Origin of the sequence: Streptomyces sp. NPDC003077, assembly GCF_040611095.1 — a bacterium.
GTDB lineage: Bacteria > Actinomycetota > Actinomycetes > Streptomycetales > Streptomycetaceae > Streptomyces.
Genome location: NZ_JBEXNM010000020.1, coordinates 23,325 through 40,134, shown reverse-complemented (window position 1 = coordinate 40,134; position 16,810 = coordinate 23,325). Strand labels below are relative to the sequence as shown.

The 16,810-nt window shown below is 73.6% G+C and carries 14 protein-coding genes; 6 read left to right on the top strand and 8 right to left on the bottom strand.

What is annotated here, in order from left to right; all coding sequences use genetic code 11:
• Positions 1 to 8: 8 nt before the first annotated feature.
• The 3 genes from ABZX96_RS16180 to ABZX96_RS16170 form a co-directional block, all read right to left on the bottom strand.
• A complete protein-coding gene (locus ABZX96_RS16180) occupies positions 9 to 833 on the bottom strand; it encodes an MOSC N-terminal beta barrel domain-containing protein (protein ID WP_355544281.1) in 825 nt (274 codons plus the stop codon).
• Between the two features lie 364 nt (positions 834 to 1,197).
• Positions 1,198 to 1,668, bottom strand: a complete 471-nt coding sequence (locus tag ABZX96_RS16175; protein WP_355544278.1) for a DUF6643 family protein — start codon at positions 1,666 to 1,668, stop codon at positions 1,198 to 1,200.
• A gap of 408 nt (positions 1,669 to 2,076) precedes the next feature.
• Entirely contained in the window at positions 2,077 to 3,225 is a 1,149-nt protein-coding gene (locus ABZX96_RS16170) for a glycosyltransferase (RefSeq protein ID WP_355544464.1), read from the bottom strand.
• Positions 3,226 to 3,399: 174 nt separating this feature from the next.
• Between ABZX96_RS16170 and ABZX96_RS16165 the strand changes: the two genes are divergently transcribed.
• Together ABZX96_RS16165 and ABZX96_RS16160 are read left to right on the top strand one after the other, a co-directional pair.
• Positions 3,400 to 4,221 carry an aspartate/glutamate racemase family protein gene (locus tag ABZX96_RS16165; RefSeq protein WP_355544275.1) on the top strand — a complete coding sequence of 274 codons (822 nt, stop codon included), beginning with the start codon at positions 3,400 to 3,402 and terminating at the stop codon, positions 4,219 to 4,221.
• A gap of 303 nt (positions 4,222 to 4,524) precedes the next feature.
• A complete protein-coding gene (locus ABZX96_RS16160; protein ID WP_355544272.1) occupies positions 4,525 to 5,151 on the top strand; it encodes a hypothetical protein in 627 nt (208 codons plus the stop codon).
• 177 nt (positions 5,152 to 5,328) lie between these two features.
• Here ABZX96_RS16160 and ABZX96_RS16155 read toward each other — a convergent pair whose 3' ends face one another.
• The gene (locus ABZX96_RS16155; RefSeq protein ID WP_355544269.1) at positions 5,329 to 5,823 is read right to left on the bottom strand and encodes an NUDIX domain-containing protein; all 495 of its coding nucleotides are present in this window, start codon (positions 5,821 to 5,823) and stop codon (positions 5,329 to 5,331) included.
• 349 nt (positions 5,824 to 6,172) lie between these two features.
• Here ABZX96_RS16155 and ABZX96_RS16150 point away from each other — a divergent pair, with 349 nt between their 5' ends.
• The 3 genes from ABZX96_RS16150 to ABZX96_RS16140 all read left to right on the top strand — a co-directional run bounded on the left by ABZX96_RS16150 (position 6,173) and on the right by ABZX96_RS16140 (position 10,018).
• Entirely contained in the window at positions 6,173 to 7,195 is a 1,023-nt protein-coding gene (locus ABZX96_RS16150; RefSeq protein WP_355544266.1) for an SDR family oxidoreductase, read from the top strand.
• Between the two features lie 129 nt (positions 7,196 to 7,324).
• Entirely contained in the window at positions 7,325 to 9,598 is a 2,274-nt protein-coding gene (locus ABZX96_RS16145; RefSeq protein ID WP_355544461.1) for a helix-turn-helix domain-containing protein, read from the top strand.
• A 228-nt stretch (positions 9,599 to 9,826) separates the two neighbouring features.
• Positions 9,827 to 10,018, top strand: coding sequence for a CsbD family protein (locus tag ABZX96_RS16140; protein ID WP_355544263.1), 192 nt, complete (start codon positions 9,827 to 9,829; stop codon positions 10,016 to 10,018).
• 309 nt (positions 10,019 to 10,327) lie between these two features.
• On the opposite strand, the gene ABZX96_RS16135 is transcribed toward ABZX96_RS16140, so the two are convergent.
• From ABZX96_RS16135 to ABZX96_RS16120, 4 genes are all read right to left on the bottom strand, one after another.
• Positions 10,328 to 11,800: an MFS transporter gene (locus ABZX96_RS16135; RefSeq protein WP_355544458.1), complete on the bottom strand. Its 1,473-nt coding sequence runs from the start codon at positions 11,798 to 11,800 to the stop codon at positions 10,328 to 10,330.
• A 1,035-nt stretch (positions 11,801 to 12,835) separates the two neighbouring features.
• A complete protein-coding gene (locus ABZX96_RS16130) occupies positions 12,836 to 13,525 on the bottom strand; it encodes a GAF and ANTAR domain-containing protein (RefSeq protein ID WP_355544260.1) in 690 nt (229 codons plus the stop codon).
• Positions 13,526 to 13,632: 107 nt separating this feature from the next.
• The gene (locus ABZX96_RS16125) at positions 13,633 to 14,361 is read right to left on the bottom strand and encodes a GAF and ANTAR domain-containing protein (protein ID WP_355544257.1); all 729 of its coding nucleotides are present in this window, start codon (positions 14,359 to 14,361) and stop codon (positions 13,633 to 13,635) included.
• Complete coding sequence (locus ABZX96_RS16120) at positions 14,358 to 15,098, bottom strand: GAF domain-containing protein (protein WP_355544254.1); 741 nt, start codon at positions 15,096 to 15,098, stop codon at positions 14,358 to 14,360. Before ABZX96_RS16120 ends, ABZX96_RS16125 begins: the two co-directional genes overlap by 4 nt.
• A gap of 631 nt (positions 15,099 to 15,729) precedes the next feature.
• On the opposite strand from ABZX96_RS16120, the gene ABZX96_RS16115 reads away from it, so the two are divergent.
• Positions 15,730 to 16,461: a GAF and ANTAR domain-containing protein gene (locus ABZX96_RS16115; protein WP_355544251.1), complete on the top strand. Its 732-nt coding sequence runs from the start codon at positions 15,730 to 15,732 to the stop codon at positions 16,459 to 16,461.
• Positions 16,462 to 16,810 lie beyond the last annotated feature (349 nt).

The window sequence follows — 16,810 nt, the reverse complement described above, 5'->3', positions numbered from 1 at the left end:
CCCGCCGCTCAGCCCAGGATCTCCACCGGGTCACCGACCCGGATCGTCCCCGCTCCCCGCGGAATCAGGTTCTGCCCGAAGACGAGCTGGTCACCGAAGCGGCGGTGGCGGGCGAGCGTGCGCAGCGGCTCCTTGCCGCGCTCGGCGGTGTGCTGGTCGGTCGTGGTGACCACGCACCGGCCGCACGGCTTGACCACCTGGAAGGTGACCTCTCCGACGCGGATGACCCGCCAGTCGTCCTCGGCCCACGGCGCCGTGCCGTCCACCACGATGTTCGGCCGGAAGCGGTTCATCGGCAGCGGTCCCTCGTCGGCGTGATCGCCTTGGGCGACGAGGGAGTTCAGGGCGTCGAGCGACGCGGTCGTCGTCACCAGCAGGGGGAAGCCGTCGGCCAGGCTCACCGTGTCGCCCGGCTCGGAGAAGGCGGGGTCCACGGGGCGGTCCCGGGCCGGATCGGCCAAGTGGACGAGCTCCGCCTCGATGCCCAGGTAGGCGCTGACCCACTCACAGGCCGAGCGGTCGGCGGGGGTCGTCTCGACCTTGTCGGAGAACAGCGTGATCGTCCTCGTGGGCCCCGGCGGCGGCACCTCGGCGGTCAGCGGCGGCATCCCCGGAGCGGTGAGCCGGACGGCGCCGTTCCCGGCGTGCTCGGCCCGCACGAGGGCCAGCCGCGGCTGCTGACGCTGGGTGAGCTGCCGGCCGGCGGCGTCGGCCAGCATCCAGCGGCGGTCCCCGGCGAGCCCCCACGGTTCCACGACCGCGTCGACGGGGGCACCTCCCGCGAGGGACTTGACGGGGTACACGTGGATCGAGCGGAGCGATGGCATCGGCATGAGCACATCCTGCCATCCGAGTCGAACCTGCGTGCGATCTGCGGAAGCGGGTGTCGAACGGGTCGCGGATGCGCCCCACCGGGACCTTGACGCCCCCTCAGCCTCCCCGCCGCGGAGGCGCATACCGGCCGACGCACCACGGTCGGCGCGGCTCGCCGGCACGGATCAACCGGTGCGCGGCGGCAGGCGCGGACTGGTGGGCGGCCCGGCGTGTGACCGGCCGGTATGGGAACCGGCCCGGCCGCGGGGGCGCCTCGTGGGCGTCCGGTTCCCCGGACGTGCGGCCGGTGTCCGGCCGCCTCGTCAGGTGCCCCCGCTCGTCACGTCGGCGGCGCCACGCCCCCCGCTGCGCCGCCGCCGTCGATCAGTAGCCGCGCCCGGGGTGCTGACGGCCGTACGGATCGTCGTACGGCGCCGGAGCGGGCGCGGGACGCGGGGCGACCGGGGCCGCCGGGCGCATCGCCTCGTACCCCGTCGCCATCGACTGGCGCTGCTGCGGGTACTGCTGCGGCTGCTGCGCGGGGTAACCGCGCGGGGCGCCGGCCTGCTGGGGGATGTACGGCGCCGGGGCGTGCTGCAGCGGGGCCGCGGGCTGCGCGGCCTGCGGGTAGCCCTGCGCGGGTGCGGTCGGCTGCGACGGAGCGGCCGGGAGTGCGGGCAGCGACGACGGGAGCGCCGGCGGGTACGAGGACCCGGTGTCGTACGGGAGGGAGACCCGGATCGGGGCGATCTGCGGCTTGCCGCGCTCGGCGACGAGCCGGTCGTAGATCGGAGTGTCCGGGAAGGACGACGAGGCGTAGTGGCCGCCGCCGTAGGTAGAGCGGGGGGAGGTCATACGTCATAAGTTAAGCCCACCGTGTGCTGGTTGGGGAGCCTGGAGTGAGGGTTGTTTCGCGTGTTCTGAGTGGCCGTGAACCCCTAATGTGAGCGAACTCGGGAAAATCGGTCGCGAACACCCGTAGGAATCGTGTAAAGGCGACGTCTCGCGCGGGGTGAATGGAACCTGTTCATGCCAAGTGGGCCGGTTTGCCGGGGCGGCCCGGACTTCTCGGATTCGGGGCGCTCGCGAGGTCTCGGGGCGGGTGCCGGGTCGGAGGTTTCGGGGCGCGGCGGGGGCGATCGCGTTTCTCCCGAGATGAGGCGGTCGCACGTCAACGGCGCCGGTCGTCCGAGCCGCCCGCCGCCCGTCCGATCCCTCACTGGTGGTGCCGCCCGTCGCGGGAGCGCGTGCCGGGGCCCGGGCTCATGGTGCCGGGTACGTGCGCCCCTTCCACGCCGCTCCGCGCCCCCGGTAGTGCTGGACGGCCGAATCCACGGTCATCAGCACGTAGAGCAGGGCGGTGAACGGGAGGAGCGGGGCCGTCCACAGGGGCTGCCGGTAGTACCGCAGCATCGGTACGTACGTACCGGTCATCACCGCCCAGGCCGCCCCGCCCAGCGCCGCCGTCACCGCCTCGCCACCCGCCAGGCCCGCGAAGAACGCGACCGGCGGGACCAGGTAGACCAGCGCCAGACCCACCACCGTCCCCGCCAACAGCACCGGCTGGTAGAGCAGTTGGGCGTATGCGCTGCGGGACACCATGCGCCACAGCTGGGCCAGGCGCGGGTACGGGCGCACGCTGTCCACCCGCTCCGCGAGCCCCAGCCAGATCCGCCCGCCGCTCTTCTTGACGGCCCGCGCCAGCGTCACGTCGTCGATCACCGCGTGCCGGACGCTGTCGGGCAGGCCCGCCCGCTCGGCCGCCGCGCGCCGCAGCAGGACGCAGCCCCCGGCGGCGGCGGCCGTCCGCGCCCCGGGCCGGTTGACCCGGCGGAAGGGGTAGAGCTGCCCGAAGAAGTACACGAACGCCGGGACGATCAGCCGCTCCCAGAAGGTCGCCACCCGCAGCCGCGCCATCTGGGACACCAGGTCCAGATCCGCGGACCGCGCCGCGGCGACCAGCTCGCGCAGGCTGTCCGGTTCGTGTGCGATGTCCGCGTCGGTCAGCAACAGGTACGCGAACTCCCCTCGCTCCCTGGCCAGGGCCATGCCGTGGCGCACGGCCCACAGCTTCCCCGTCCACCCCGGCTCGGGGTCCCCGGGCGTTCCGACGGTCAGCGGCAGCCCGCCCCCCGTCGCGGCCAGCGACCGCGCCAGGTCCCCCGTGCCGTCGGTGCTCCCGTCGTCGACGAGGAACACCTCCGCCCGGCCCGGGTACTTCTGGCCGAGCAGGGACGGCAGGCTCGTCGGCAGCACCTCGGCCTCGTCCCGGGCGGGAACCACGATCGCCACGGAGGGCCAGTGCGCGGGCTCCGTGCGGGGCGGCAGCCGTACGTCCGTCCGCCAGAAGAAGCCCTGGCCCAGCAGCAGCCACAACCAAGCCAGCAGTGAGCCGGCGCTGATCCATCCCATCGCTTCCACGGGCCGCAGTGTGCCGCACGGCCGCGGGGCGGGGGCGGCCCCGGGCGGCCGTGTCGGCCATGACCGCCGCTGCCGGGGGCCGGGCACGCGCCTGCCCCCCCGGGATCGGTCCGGGGGACGGGGGTGCCCCCGTCGATCGCTGTCCTGTACGAGTAAAGTGTCCGGGTGAAGATCGCGCTCATGGACTCCGGAATGGGGCTGCTCGCGGCGGCGGCGGCCGTGCGGCGACTGCGGCCGGACGCCGAGCTGGTGCTCTCCCAGGACCCCGACGGCATGCCCTGGGGACCGCGTACTCCCCACGACGTCACCGCGCACGCGCTGGCCGTGGCCCGGGCCGCCGCCGCGCACCGCCCCGACGCGCTCATCGTGGCCTGCAACACCGCCTCCGTGCACGCGCTGCCCGCGCTGCGCGCCGAGCTGGAGCCCGCGCTCCCGGTGATCGGTACCGTGCCGGCGATCAAGCCCGCCGCCGCGGCGGGCGGCCCGGTCGCGATCTGGGCCACCCCCGCCACCACCGGCAGCGCCTATCAGCGCGACCTGATCCAGAAGTTCGCCAATGGTGTGCACGTGACCGAGGTCCCCTGTCCCGGCCTCGCCGACGCGGTGGAGCACGCGGACGACGCGGCGATCGACGCCGCCATCGCCGCCGCGGCGGCGCGGACCCCGAAGGACGTCCGGTCCGTGGTCCTGGGCTGCACGCACTACGAACTCGTCGCCGAACGGATTCGCGCCGCCGTCCAGCAGCCGGACGCCCCGGAACTCGTCCTGCACGAATCGGCCGAAGCCGTCGCCGCCCAGGCGCTGCGCCGGATCGGTGCCGCCCCGGCGCCGGAGGCCGCCCCCAGCGACCGGCTGACGGCGATCCTCAGCGGCCGTCCGGGCACGTTCCCCGCGGTGGCGCTGGCCTTCCCCGAGGGGCGGATGCTGGTCGGCGGAGCGGCCCCGGGCGGGCGGTCGGCCGCCGGTTTCCCGGAGCGGGCGGCCTGAGACCCCTGAGACCGGCGTGCCCTGCTGACGGGCCGATCGCCCCGATGTGTGCCCTGCTGACGGGCCCGTCGCCCGGACGCATGCCTCGCTGACGGGCCGGTCATCCGGACGCGCGCCCCGTCCGGCCCGTCGAGCCTGGCCGCCGGTTCCCCGGAGCGGGCCGTCCGAAACCGGCGTGCCGCGCGGTACCGAAGGGAATGAGCCACCGGCGTAAGGGGCCACCTGCCGGCGCACCGGCCCGCTGTCCGCTGGTGGCGACGCGACACCCTGCCAGGACGCTCGAAGACGCGTACGCTGCATCCCATGAGGGACCACCCCCACGAGGGGGCAGCAGCCCCCGACCACCACGGCAGCACCGAGAGCCCCGACGTCACCGGTAACCACCCGGACGCGCCAGGTCACGGCTGTGGCGACCTCCCAGAGGTATGGCACGGCCGGGCCACCAACCGCGTGCAGTGGCTGCTGGCGGCCGTGGGCGCGGCCTGCCTGGCGCTGGGCGTCGAACTGGCCGTCGACAACGCCTGGACCTCCGGCCTCGCGCCGCTGGTGATGGCCGTGGTCGGTTGCGTGGCGGCCGGACTGCTGGTGCTCTTCGGCACCCTCGCCTTCGTCCATGTGGCCGTACGGGTCGACAAGGACTCCCTGGAGGTCCGGTGCGGCCACATCGGGCTGCCGCGCCGCCGCATCCCACTCGATCACGTCGTCGGCGCCGACTTCGCCCCCCGGGTCACGCCCCGCCACTGGGGCGGCTGGGGCTACCGCTGGCGTCCCGAGCAGGGCACCGCCGTGGTCGTGCGCCGCGGCGAGGCACTGGTGCTCCGGCTCGGCGACGGCCGCAGCTTCACCGTCACCGTCGACAACGCCGAGGCCGCCGTCCGGTGCATCCGCGGTCGCCTGGTCCGGCGCAAGGGACGCACCTCACTGGGGTGAGGCCACCGGGGTACAAGGCCGGGTCTTCGCTGTCTCGGACACCACCGGCGGATCCCCGGCCCCGTCCACCGAGGAGCGAGGGCGGCTGTTCACGGTGCCGGACACCGCCGGCGGACCCCGGCCCCGTCCACCGACGCGCGAGGTCGCCTGTTCACGGTGCCGGACGCCACCGATGGATCACGACTCGGGTGCCACCCGCACGGCATTCCGCTCGAACCACGTCGGCTCGTCGCCGAGCGCCCGCTCGATCCGCATCCGGGAACCCTCGGGGAGCCCCGGCAACTCGTTCAGCGAGAACCAGGCCACCTCCAGGGACTCGTCGTCGTTGACGCGCGCGCGGCCGTCCACGGCCCGGCACCGGAACGTGATGTCCATGAACTGGCAGCGGTCCTTGTTCGGGTACTGCACGGGATCCAGCGTCTGGACGAGGACCACGCGCTCCGCCTCGCAGTGCACGGCGGTCTCCTCCCAGACCTCCCGCTCCACGGCCGCGGCGGGCTGCTCACCGGGTTCCGGGATGCCGCCGATCAGTGCCCACTCCCCGCTGTCCGCCCGCCGGGCCAGCAGCACCCGCCCGTCGTCGTCGAAGACCACGGCGGTCACACCGGGCAACAGGAGGAGCTGATGACCCGCTGAGGCGCGGATCGCACGAATGAAGTCGGGAGTGGCCATGAAGTGACCCTATCCATGTCGTTTCCGAGCATGACGAGACAGAGGAAGCGGAACACGTGGACGGGGCGCGCGGGGTGCCGTCGGTCCTCGCGGTGGTGCGCCTTCACACCGCCGCCGCCTCGCTGGGGCGTTTCGGTTCCGGTCCTGTCTGCTTCCGACCGGGACGAACGACCGGGGAGCCCCCGTTTCCGATCGGGAGGCGGCCGAAGTCCCGTTTCCATCGGGACCGCCGGTTGTCGCCCGGGCGCGCGCTCCTGGGACCGATGTGCGTTGACCCCATCCCTCGGCGCCGGAGTATGGGGTCACCGCACATCGGTCCGGACGGTGACCGCTGCCTAGGGTGCGGAACATGACCATGTTCGGCACCGGGACACCAGGCCCGGTACACCTCGACCTCACCGGCCGCACCGCCCTGGTCACCGGCGCGGCGAGCGGCATCGGGCGGGCCTGCGCCCTGCGGCTGGCGGCGGCCGGGGCCCGGGTCCTGGCGGTCGACCGCGATCCGGCGGGGCTGGCGGAACTGGCCGCCGGATTCGCGGGGGACGGGGAGGCGACCGGAGCCGCGCCCGACAGGGAGGCGACCAGGGCCGCACCCGACAGGGAGGCCGCCGATTCCGCTCCCGGTCGCGAGGCCGCCGATTCCGTACCCGCCCAGGACGGCCGGGAAGCAGCCGCGCCCGCCCCGAATCCGCGGCCCATCGGATCCGTCCCCACAACGACCTCCTCCGGGGCCCCCGCCCCCTCCGCACGCCCCGTTCCCCCCACCCCCCGGGGCCGGATCGAGACCCACGTCCTGGACCTGACCGACCTGGACGCCGCCGAGCGCGTCGCCGCCGGCGCCGACATCCTCGTCAACAACGCTGGAATCCAACTCGTCCGCCCGATCGAGCGGTTCCCGCCCGAGGTCTTCCACGACGTGCTGACCGTCATGCTGGAGGCCCCGTTCCGGCTCGTGCGCGGTGCCCTGCCGCACATGTACGCGCAGGGGTTCGGCCGCGTCGTCAACATCTCCTCCGTGCACGGGCTGCGCGCGTCCCCGTACAAGTCCGCGTACGTCGCCGCCAAGCACGGGCTGGAGGGCCTGTCGAAGGTCACCGCGCTGGAGGGCGCGGCGCACGGGGTCACGTCCAACTGCGTGAGCCCCGGGTATGTGCGGACGCCGCTGGTGGAGCGGCAGATCGCCGATCAGGCCGCGGCGCACGGCATCCCCGCCGCTCAGGTGGAGGCCGAGGTGCTGCTGGCCGACTCCGCGATCAAGCGGCTGGTCGAGCCGGCCGAGGTGGCGGAGGCCGTGGCCTACCTGTGCACACCGGAGGCGTCCTTCATCACGGGGGCGTCGCTGCCCCTCGACGGCGGCTGGTCCGCCCACTGAGGCCGGGGGCGGCCCGCCTGCTCTCCGACCGGACCCGTCCAGAGGGCACGCGCCCGCCTCGGCCTTGCGCACACCGCTGAGGTCCGACGGCTGGCGCGCCCCACCGGCCCGGAGATATCTGTGAGGACCATGTCCCCGACCCGCCCCCTGCCCGAGCCCCGGCCGCACCTGAATGCCGACGCCGCCTCCCCCGAGACCCCCTTCCTCTCCCTCCTGGCCGCGGGCGCCCCGGCCGAGGAGTACGAGCGGGCGGTGCTGCGCGCCCGCGCGCACGGCGCCTCTGCCGAGCAGCTCGCCGGGCTGGAACGGGCCAAGCTCCTCGCCCTGCGCGTTCGGACGGAGCTGGAGGAACGCAGGCGGCGCGAGACGGAGCTGTCCGCGCTGTACGCCACCGCCCACGACCTCGCGGGCCTGCGCGACCTGGACGCTGTGCTGCGGGCGATCGTGCGCCGGGCCCGTTCGCTGCTGGGGACCGAGGTGGCGTACCTGACCCTGCACGATCCGGTTGCCGGGGACACGTACATGCGGGTCACGGACGGTTCGGTCTCCGCCCGCTTCCAGCAGTTGCGGCTGGGCATGGGGGAGGGGCTGGGCGGCCTGGTGGCGCAGACGGCCCGCCCGTACGTCACGGACAACTACTTCCTCGACGACCGCTTCCGGCACACCCGCACCATCGACACCGGCGTCCGGGACGAGGGGCTGGTGGCGATCCTCGGGGTGCCGCTGCAACTCGGCAGCGGCGTCATCGGCGTCCTGTTCGCCGCCGACCGGCGCGAGCGGACCTTCGAGCACGGCCAGATCGCGCTGCTCGCCGCGCACGCGGCACACGCCGCCGTGGCGATCGACACCGCCAACCTGCTCGCCGAGACCCGCCAGGCCCTCACCGAACTGGAGGCGGCCAACGAGATCGTCCGCGACCGCAGCGCGGCCATCGAGCGCGCCTCCGGCATCCACGACCGGCTCACCGAACTGGTCCTGCGCGGCGGCGGGGTGCGGGACGTGGCCGAGGCGGTGGCCGGCGTGCTGAGCGGCGAGGTCGGGTACGCGGAGGCCTGGCAGGCGCCCGCCGCCGCCCTGGACCGCTCGCGGGCCGACGGCCACGCGGTACGGGACGGCGCCGACTGGGTCGCGGCGGTCCACGCGGGCGACGAGGTACTGGGCGCGCTCGTGCTGCGCGGCCACCCGGATCTTGACCCGGTCGACCGGCGGACGCTGGAGCGGGCCGCGGTGGTCACCTCCCTGCTCCTGCTCACCCGGCGCTCGGCGGCCGAGGCCGAGCGCCGGGTCCGCGGCGAACTGCTGGACGACCTCCTCGACGCCCCCGAACGCGATCCCCATCTGCTGCGCGAACGCGCCACCCGCGTCGCCGCCGACCTCGACGCCCCGCACGTGGTCTTCGCGGCCCGGCTGGACGCGGACGCCGATCCGGCCCCCTCCGCCCCGTCCCACCGGGTTCACCCGCCGCACGGCGGCCCCGCGCCCGACCTCGCCGGTGACCCGTACGGGGAGAGCGGGCCCGAGCACCCGGGTGCGGGAGGCGTCCCCGCCGACCGAGACCCAGAAGCGCTGGGAACGCACACGCACATGCATACGCACACGCGTACCGACCGCCCGGGAAGATCGTTCGACGGAACCGGAGCCGACCGTCCCGGTACGCCGGCCCTGCCGTCCCGCGCCATCCCTCCGCGTACGCCGTACACCGCCCACCCGCGTCACCCGTCCGCCTCCCGCGCCACCACCGCGCCCTCGGACGCCGGTGCCGACCGGCAGCGCCTGTGGTCCGCCGCCGCGCACCTGGCCGCCACCCGCCGCGGGCTGGCGGCGACGCGGGACGGCGGGGTGGTCCTGCTGCTGCCGCTGGGCTCCGAGGGGGCCGAGGGTTCTGAAGGCGGTGCGTCCGCCGCCGCCCGGGAGGTCGCGGCGCACCTCGGCGCGGCGATGAACGGGCCCGTCACGGTCGGCGCCTCGGCCCCGGTTCAGGCCCCGGCGGCCCATCCCGCCGCCGTGGCCGCCGCCTACGAGGAGGCGCGGCGCTGCCGGGAGGCGCTGCGGGTGCTGGGGCGGGCGGGACAGGGGGCGGCGGCCCAGGACTTCGGTTTCCTCGGGTTGCTGCTCGCCGACGCCCGCGACGTGGACGGTTTCGTACGGCGAACGGTCGGCCCGGTCGCGGACTACGACGCGCGGCGCGGCACCGACCTGATCCGCACCCTGCACGCCTATTTCGCCGCCGGCATGAGCCCGGCCCGCACCAAGGACGATCTGCACGTCCACGTCAACACGGTCGCCCAGCGGCTGGAACGGGTCGGCCGGCTGCTGGGACCGGACTGGCAGTCCCCGGCCCGCGCCCTGGAGATCCAGCTCGCACTGCGGCTGCACCAGCTCTCGTCCGCCGTGGCGCGCTGAGCGCGACGCGTACCGGTAGTCGTCTCCGAGAGCGGACGGCGGGGAGCGTCTGCCGTGGTGCGCTGAGCCCGGGGCATACCGGTAGTCACCTCCGGGCGCGGATCGTGAGGAGCGTCTGCCGTGGCACGGCTACCGGTACGTACCGGTAGCCGCCTCCGCATGCGGACCGCGAGGACCTGCGGCAGCGTGGATGCTGCTTACCCGTGCAACGGAGCAAAGGAGTGCGTCATGGGCGGCGAGAGCGCCAAGGACAAGATCATGGGCAAGGCCAAGCAAATGAAGGGCAAGGCGTCCGGTGACAACCGGGCGCGCGGCGAAGGCCAGGCCGACGAGGCGAAGGGCAAGGCCAAGGGCGCGATGGACAACGCGAAGCAGAAGGCCCAAGGAATGCGGGACTCCTTCCGCGACCGCGACCAGTGACCTCCTCGCCGCCGCGCCCGGGCCCGGAACGGACCAACGGTCCCTCCGGGCCCGGGCACGTTGCGAACTGACCCACGGCCCCGGCCCGCCCGTTTGCGCTTGCGAGCCGCTCCGAGCGCAGCCCAGAGCGCCGACCAAGCCCCCGTCCGGCACCGACATTCCCGCCCGCCACTGCCTTCCGCCAACGCTCCCGCCCGCCACCGGCTCCCACCCGCCAGCGGCCTCCGCCTGCCCCGGCCTCCGTCCGCCCCCTCTCGCCGACGATGCCGCGGAGCAGCACGCCACACCGCCCCGCCCTCACCGCCCTCCTCACACCGCCCGCGCCCCCGCCGGCCCGTCCGCTTCCCCGGACAGACCCGAACCCGCCTGATCAGTGTTCCCCCGACCGGTCGGCTCGGCGTCCCCCGGACCGGCCTCCGCAGCATCCCCCGAACCGGCTTTCTCAGCATCCCCCGAACCGACCTCGGCCAGATCCCGGTTCCTGGTCTCCCGCGCGACGCCCACCGCGATCAGCGTCAGCACCGCCGCGATCACCACGTAACCGGCGATCGGCGCGGATCCACCGTGGTCGGCGAGGAGCGCGGTGGCGATCAGCGGCGCCGGCGCGCCCGCGACCAGGGACGAGAACTGGGCGCCGATCGACGCTCCGGAGTACCGCATCCGCGTCGCGAACATCTCCGCGAAGAACGCCGCCTGCGGCGCGTACATCGCACCGTGGAAGACCAGCCCGACGGCGACCGCGACCACCAGGAGCCCGAAGTCGCGCGTGTCCACCAACGCGAAGAAGGGGAACGCCCACACGCCCACCCCGGCGGCCCCCAGCAGATACACCGGCCGGCGGCCGAAGCGGTCGGAGAGCGCGCCCCAGACCGGGATGACCGCGAAGTGCAGGGCGGAGGCGATGAGGACGGCGTTCAGCGCCGTCTGCTGGGACAGGCCGCTGTGCTCGGTGGCGTAGACGAGGACGAAGGCGGTAACGACGTAGTACGAGATGTTCTCGGCCAGCCGCGCGCCGATCGCGATCAGCACGTCACGCCAGTGGTGACGGAGAACGGCCACCAACGGCAGCCGCTCGACGGCGGGTTCGCCGGCCCGGCGTTCCTCTGCCTGCGCCAAGGCGGCCTTGAAGACGGGCGACTCGTCCACGGACAGCCGGATCCACAGCCCCACGCCCACCAGCACCCCGGACAGCAGGAACGGCACGCGCCATCCCCACGCCACGAACGCCGCCTCGGGCAACAGCGCGGTCAGCGCCGCGAGCACCCCCGTCGCCAGCAACTGCCCGGCGGGCGCCCCGGTCTGCGGCCACGACGCCCAGAACCCGCGCCGCCGCGCGTCCCCGTGCTCCGACACCAGCAGCACCGCCCCGCCCCACTCCCCGCCCAGCGCGAACCCCTGCACCAGCCGCAGCCCCGTCAACAGCAGCGGAGCCACCGACCCCACCGCCGCGTGCGTCGGCAGCAACCCGATCGCGAACGTCGCCGCCCCCATCATGAGCAGGCTCACCACCAGCAACTTCTTACGCCCCAGCCGGTCCCCGTAATGCCCGAAGACCAGCGCCCCCAGAGGCCGCGCGGCGAAGCCGACCGCGTAGGTGAGGAAGGACAGCAACGTCCCGACGAGCGGATCGGACCCGGGAAAGAAGAGCTGGTTGAACACCAGCGCGGCAGCGGACCCGTAGAGGAAGAAGTCGTACCACTCGACGGTCGTCCCGATGAGGCTGGCGGCGACGATCCGTTTGAGGCTGGCGGGGGCTGGGGGAGCGGTCGCGGGGGTGGATATCGGCACCACTTCCTGGCGGTCGGCGGGGACGTTTCCGTGTCGCCACACCGTATGAACGCGCAGATCAGAGGCCATATGTGGCGGGACGCCATAGTTCTGGGCGCGGAGGTGCGCGCGGCCACCATGGGGCGGTGACGGGGCTCTCCGACAGCTTCGACGAAGCCGCGAAGAGGGCTGCCCGAGTCGCACTGTTCCGGCGTGTTTTGGAGGTGACGTGCTGACTCCCGTGCTGGTTCGGTGCCGACTAAAAGCCCACGTCATCACCTCGTGTTCACCCCTCCCGTGCTGATTTGGTGCTGACTGCGCTGCGTTGAACTCGGGCATGTGGGGTGGATCGGGCGGTCTCCCGCTCGCTTGCCGTGCGACTCCGCCGATGGTGGGTGGCCGGTTCCCGGGCTCCTACCGGTCTGCCTCTGATGCCCGGTGCGGCTTGACCTTGCAGATGTCAGCTCTAGGCTGCATGTGATCTTGCATAGGTCAGCGTGACCTCGCATCGGGGGGGGCGGGGTTAGCCGTACATGGCGCATGCATGAGAGGTCCTTGAGGGCGGTTCCGCGGGGCCGTCGGCGGCCGGGTCCGAGGTGGCGTACGTCGCCTCGGTCGGGTCGGAGGTACGGCGCCCGCCGGCGGACGTGTGGGCGGTGCGGTTCGAGGACGTCGCTCCCCGTACGCGCCTTCGCCCCGTACCGCGGCCCGCGGGACTTTCCGGGCGTGTGGTGGTCGGCGCGGTGGGCAGGTACATCGGGTACGTGTCCTGACCGGAGCGGGAACACGTGATGCCGCTGGAATTCGATCCGGCGGTGGCGGGCAGCTCCTCGCAGGCGTTCTGGCTGTTCTGTTCCTCTCAGGGGGCAAGTCCATCACGCACGCGTCGGGCTGCTTCGCCCGCCGGGGCGACGGCTCGGCGTTCGTCGTCGAGTGCCGCCCGGCCGAGCGCCGCCGAACGGACTTGATGAAGGTTCGAGGCGACGCAGGCGGTGTGTGATCAGGCGGGTGGCATCGTCGGCGGGGCCGAGGTGGGGTCGTCTTCCGGCGCTAGTCGAGGCGGTGGTGGTCGAGGACGTGTTCGGCGGTGCGCAGCAGGGGCTGGTTGTGGCGGAAGGAGTGGGCGCGCAGCCGGGCCAGGGCGTCGTCGGGGGTGAGGTTGTCCTTGGCGGCGAGGATGCCGGCGGCCATGTGGACGGTGGGCGGGTAGCCCTGTGGTCCGCGCTGGGCGGGGCGGGCGTGGGCTGCGATCAGGTGGGGGTGCTCGTCGAGGGTGAGCAGGGCGAGGATGCGGGCGTAGGCGGTGGCCCGGTCCTGGTCCACCGCGGTGAAGGGGGTGGGGGTGCTGCGGTAGAGGTCCATGGCGCCGATGAGGAGGTTGCCGATGGCCAGAGGCAGGGCCAGGACGCGGCGGGCTCCGGTCTCGCAGGCGGTCGGTGTGAAGGCGGGCCACCGCCCGGCCGCCTGGTGCAGGTCCGCTTCGATGAGGTGGTGGTGGACGTAGGCGTCGGTACACGGCCCTTCGCCGGTGACCAACTGGGCGTCTTCCACGGCCCGGGCGCGCTCGTCGGTGGCGCAGCCCAGCACCCGCAGCTCACCGCTGGTGACCACGGTGGCCCCGCCGAAGTCGGCGTTCAGGTCCTCGACGCAGGCTCGGCAGGCGGTGTGGAGCGTGACGGCATCGGTAGCGCCCACGGCGCCGATACGCTGCCACGCCGCGTCATGGTGCTCGGGGGTCATAGGACTGTCCCTTCCGTTGGGTTGCCCCGGGCACCTGGACGGGTGGACAGATGTTGCCGCCGGGGACTGGGGCGGGTGCCGGCTGGAGCCGCGGGCACGGCTTGTGGTCAGGGACGCTGGACGGTGGAGGTGTCGAGCGAGCCGTCGATCAGGTGCCGGCACAGCGCGGTCAGGGACTGCCGGTACGCGCGGGCGTGCCGGCGCAGGGCGTCGAAGGCGTCGTCGAGGGTGGTGTTCCAGCGTTCGGCCAGGATGCCCTTGGCCTGTTCGATGCAGATACGGCTGGACAGGGCGGCCCGCAGCTGGGCCCGTTCGATGTTGCCGTGGGCGATGGTGCGGTGCTGCAGGATCGCGATGGTCGCCACGTCCGCCAGCGCCTGCGCCACGCCTGCGTCGGTTGCGCTGAGGTCCTGTTGGCGGGTGTCGAAGAGGTTCAGCGCGCCCACGATCTGCTGGCGCAGCCGCAGGGGCAGGGCGTGGGTGGTGGCGAATCCGGCCTGGCGGGCGTACTCGGCGAAGCGCGCGAAGCCGGCGGTCTGCGCGGGGGAGTTCAGGGCGATGTTCAGCCGGGCGGTGCCGCTGCGGTGGCACTCCACGCACGGCCCCTGGTCGGCCTGCAGGGCGAACAGTTCCAGCAGCCGGGTGTGTTCGTCGGACGCGGCGATCAGCTGGAGGCTGCCGCCCGGGTCGGCGAGCATGACGCCGACCGCCGACACGTCCAGCAGATCGTTGCACCGGTCGCAGAGCCGATGCAGAAAGTCGATCAGGTCGAAGTCGTCGACCAGCGTGTCCACGGCGTCGACCATGGCCGCCAGCAGTCGTTCCTCACGCCTCATGGCCCTTCAGTCCCTTCACCGGAAATCTCCGGCCCGTTTTCATCATTGCGGAAGCGCAACCGCCGAGCCACCACGTCCTCGGCGGCCTCCACCACGCTCCGCAGGTGCCCGTAGGCGTAGCCGCGCAAGAGCAGCAACGCCCGGGCCAGCGGCACCCCGGCCTGCACGCTGATCATTCCGGTGGCCTGGTGGACGACGGCCCGGTACAGCTCCGAGCCGCTGTCGGCTCTGGCGAACGCCTCCTGCTGCGGGCCGCCGTGCAGGAACACGGCGGTCAGGGCGTTGGCCACCAGCCAGGCGTCGGTCAGCGTCGTGTCCGGGAGCGGGCCGGACGCCGCGCGCTGCAAGGTCAAGGTGCCCAGGCACGCGGAGCCGACGTGCAACGGCAGGCAGAAGACGGCCCCGATGCCCAGCGCCGTGGCCTCCGGCAGCAGCGCGGGCCACCGGCTGGCCGCGATCCGCGACAGATCCGGCACCAGAACCGGCGCGCAGGACACCATCACCTCGGGCCCCGGCCCTTGGCCCAGCGTGAACTGCAGATCTTCCAGCCGTGTGCTGGTGCCCTCGGTGCACCACAGCGGTTCGCTTTGGCCGTCGGCCGTCATTACACAGGCGGCGACGCCGTCCACGCCGAGGAGCTGGGCGCACAGGTTCGGGTCGGCGCCGACCAGCCTCCTGTCCCCGGTGGCGGGCTGCAGGCTCCTCAGCACGGCAGCCAGGTCACGGCCGGTTTCCACCGCTCTCACCTCCCGGCACGGCCTCCGGTCGCGCGCGAGCGGAGGCCCGTCGTGACGGGACGTACTTCTGGTGCTTTCCACTTTAGGGATTTCCCGGCAGCCGGCGGCGAGCGGGCGGTGTTGGAGGCCGCCGCCTGCGGGGTGAGGCGCTGCGGGTGCGGCTCGGACAGGTGATCGCCTCGGTCGGCGGCCGGGGAACCAGTACCCGGCGGTCGGCACGCGGTCGCGATGACGGCGCAACCTCGGCTTCGCGGCCGTCCGGGCCTTGGGGAAGCGCCGACGGGCGGTGTCCCAGGGCTCGGGCCGGGTGCCGGGAGCGATATCCGGGGCAAGACGGTGCCGAAGTCGTCCGGTGTGCCTGCGCGGCAGGTGGCCTGTCCGTGGGCGAGTCTGCCCGGTCAGCCCCGCTCCCCTCGCAGCACGGGTTCAGCCACCGGATCGCAACCCTCCTTTGCTCCCGCAGCGGGGCGTAGGGTGGGAGTTACAGCTGCCCGAAGCCACGCCGCTCGTCCGCCACCCTGACATTGGCTTCCGATCAGGCAGCGTCGGCGGTGAATGCCGGAGATCGGACACGCGAGATGTCCGCACCCAAGCAGGCCACCACCCCGCTTGTCACCCCAACGAGCCCGCCGTGAAGCCCCCACGGCTCCAAGCGATCGTCCTGGCCGCCCGCTTCGTGGGCCACACGCAGCCGGCCCAGCACCTCGGCGAGGCATGCCGGACCGCCCTGAACAAGGCGTATGCGGTGGGGCTGACCCTGGCCGTGGACGCCGCCCTCGCACAGCGGGTGTCCCTGTGCGCGGCCGGCCCACTCGCCGCCCGCGGCGAGACCCTGCAGCTCAGCCTCGGCGAAGGTCCGTGCGTCCAAGCCCTGAACCAGAGGGCGCCGGTACTCGCCGAGGACCTCGACGACGCGGATACCGTACGGCAATGGCCCTTCTACGCCGAACAGGCCCGGGCCCACGGCATCCGCGCGGTCTTCGCCCTGCCCGTCCTGAGCGGCCCCGACCCGGCGCAGCAGCCCGGACTCGTCCTCTCCCTCTACCGCGACCGGCCCGGCCCGATCCCCGAGCCCGACCTGCACCTCGCCCAGGACCACGCGGACGCCGCCGACCTCCTGCTCCTGGCCACGCCCACGCCGAGTGAGGAAGACCTCGCACACACCTGGCTCCTGCCGGCCGAAGCGGTCGTCCACCAGGCCATCGGCATGATCAGCTACCGTCACGCCGTGGGTACCGGCCAGGCCCTGGCCCTGCTGCGCGCCCACGCCCACACCCGGGGAATGGACCTGTCCACCCTCGCCCACGCCGTGGTCCACGAACACCTGACCCTGCCCCGCCTTTCCGGCCCCCCACCACCGTGACGCGACCCCCCAGCCGGCGCACACCGGTCGCCCCGCTGGATGACGGCGCCGTACGTCCGACTCCGCCGGTAACGCCGGAGGGGGGAATCAACCGGCGTTCAGCTGCCGGGACTTGAAGGGAGAACCCTGTGTTGGTCCCGAAGGGACTGGAAGGCGGTCGGCGACCGTGATGGGGGCGTTCCTGCCAGGCCGCCGAGGCCCTCGACGTCAACGACAGCAGCCGCCAGCACGTGCCGAGGACGGCGCTCGGCTGCCCACGGTGGCGACAGTGGCGCGTGCCGAGCCCATGAAGCACTCGTCGATGGCGCCTCCACCGAGGAGTACCCGAGAACGCGCCTTCCGCCCAAGG

What these genes read in the sequence shown, in the direction of transcription:
- ABZX96_RS16170 (WP_355544464.1), bottom strand. Translation starts at nt 3,225, where the DNA reads ATGGGATGGATCAGCGCCGGCTCACTGCTGGCTTGGTTGTGGCTGCTG.
- ABZX96_RS16145 (WP_355544461.1), top strand. Translation starts at nt 7,325, where the DNA reads ATGTCCCCGACCCGCCCCCTGCCCGAGCCCCGGCCGCACCTGAATGCC.
- ABZX96_RS16125 (WP_355544257.1), bottom strand. Translation starts at nt 14,361, where the DNA reads ATGAGGCGTGAGGAACGACTGCTGGCGGCCATGGTCGACGCCGTGGAC.
- ABZX96_RS16155 (WP_355544269.1), bottom strand. Translation starts at nt 5,823, where the DNA reads ATGGCCACTCCCGACTTCATTCGTGCGATCCGCGCCTCAGCGGGTCAT.
- ABZX96_RS16160 (WP_355544272.1), top strand. Translation starts at nt 4,525, where the DNA reads ATGAGGGACCACCCCCACGAGGGGGCAGCAGCCCCCGACCACCACGGC.
- ABZX96_RS16180 (WP_355544281.1), bottom strand. Translation starts at nt 833, where the DNA reads ATGCCGATGCCATCGCTCCGCTCGATCCACGTGTACCCCGTCAAGTCC.
- ABZX96_RS16140 (WP_355544263.1), top strand. Translation starts at nt 9,827, where the DNA reads ATGGGCGGCGAGAGCGCCAAGGACAAGATCATGGGCAAGGCCAAGCAA.
- ABZX96_RS16175 (WP_355544278.1), bottom strand. Translation starts at nt 1,668, where the DNA reads ATGACCTCCCCCCGCTCTACCTACGGCGGCGGCCACTACGCCTCGTCG.
- ABZX96_RS16130 (WP_355544260.1), bottom strand. Translation starts at nt 13,525, where the DNA reads ATGACCCCCGAGCACCATGACGCGGCGTGGCAGCGTATCGGCGCCGTG.
- ABZX96_RS16150 (WP_355544266.1), top strand. Translation starts at nt 6,173, where the DNA reads ATGACCATGTTCGGCACCGGGACACCAGGCCCGGTACACCTCGACCTC.